At 54.2% G+C, this 1,519-nt stretch carries 1 rRNA gene; it reads left to right on the top strand.

From position 1 onward, the window contains the following. Positions 1 to 1,394 (top strand): 23S ribosomal RNA (locus tag ABIB49_RS19245); the annotation flags it as partial. Between the last annotated feature and the right edge of the window lie 125 nt (positions 1,395 to 1,519).

Below are 1,519 nucleotides of genomic sequence, written 5' to 3'. Positions count from 1 at the left end.
GCCTGAGATCCGATGGGACTCCCGTAAGGGGGGATTCGGTGATCCTATGCTGCCTAGAAAAGCATCGACGCGAGGTTTTAGCCGCCCGTACCCCAAACCGACACAGGTGATCAGGTAGAGAATACTAAGGCGATCGAGAGAATTATGGTTAAGGAACTCGGCAAAATGCCCCCGTAACTTCGGGAGAAGGGGGGCCCCCATCGTGATGGACACAAGCTGTCCGGAGCGTGCAGGGGCCGCAGAGACCAGGGGGAAGCGACTGTTTACTAAAAACACAGGTCCGTGCGAAGTCGCAAGACGATGTATACGGACTGACTCCTGCCCGGTGCTGGAAGGTTAAGAGGACCGGTTAGCCGCAAGGCGAAGCTGAGAATTCAAGCCCCAGTAAACGGCGGTGGTAACTATAACCATCCTAAGGTAGCGAAATTCCTTGTCGGGTAAGTTCCGACCTGCACGAATGGAGTAACGACTTCCCCGCTGTCTCAACCATAAACTCGGCGAAATTGCAGTACGAGTAAAGATGCTCGTTACGCGCAGCAGGACGGAAAGACCCCGAGACCTTTACTATAGTTTGGTATTGGTGTTCGGAGTGGCTTGTGTAGGATAGGTGGGAGACGTTGAAGCCCGGACGCCAGTTCGGGTGGAGTCATCGTTGAAATACCACTCTGGTCACTTTGGACATCTAACTTCGGCCCGTAATCCGGGTCAGGGACAGTGCCTGATGGGTAGTTTAACTGGGGCGGTTGCCTCCTAAAAAGTAACGGAGGCGCCCAAAGGTTCCCTCAGCCTGGTTGGCAATCAGGTGTCGAGTGTAAGTGCACAAGGGAGCTTGACTGTGAGAGAGACATCTCGAGCAGGGACGAAAGTCGGGACTAGTGATCCGGCGGTACATTGTGGAATGGCCGTCGCTCAACGGATAAAAGGTACCTCGGGGATAACAGGCTGATCTTGCCCAAGAGTCCATATCGACGGCATGGTTTGGCACCTCGATGTCGGCTCGTCGCATCCTGGGGCTGGAGTAGGTCCCAAGGGTTGGGCTGTTCGCCCATTAAAGCGGTACGCGAGCTGGGTTTAGAACGTCGTGAGACAGTTCGGTCCCTATCCGCTGCGCGCGCAGGAAATTTGAGAAGGGCTGTCCTTAGTACGAGAGGACCGGGACGGACGAACCTCTGGTGTGTCAGTTGTACTGCCAAGTGCACCGCTGATTAGCTACGTTCGGATGGGATAACCGCTGAAAGCATCTAAGCGGGAAGCTCGCTTCGAGATGAGATTTCCATACACCTTGTGTGTGAGAGGCCCCCAGCCAGACCACTGGGTTGATAGGCCGGATGTGGAAGCGAGGACTAACGACTCGTGAAGCTGACCGGTACTAATAGGCCGATAACTTACACCACACACCACCTGGACAAACCAATCCTTCAAAAGAGGTTTGCCCATCAAGGGTGGTACAAAGATAACAAGACTGCTTGCGTCCACTATGTGGTTCCCAACCAACAAACCCGTTGCGTGAGGAACAAAA

It is taken from the genome of Arthrobacter sp. UYCu512 (assembly GCF_040547075.1).
In the GTDB taxonomy this organism is placed as follows: domain Bacteria; phylum Actinomycetota; class Actinomycetes; order Actinomycetales; family Micrococcaceae; genus Arthrobacter.
This window is presented reverse-complemented; position numbering and strand designations above follow the sequence as displayed.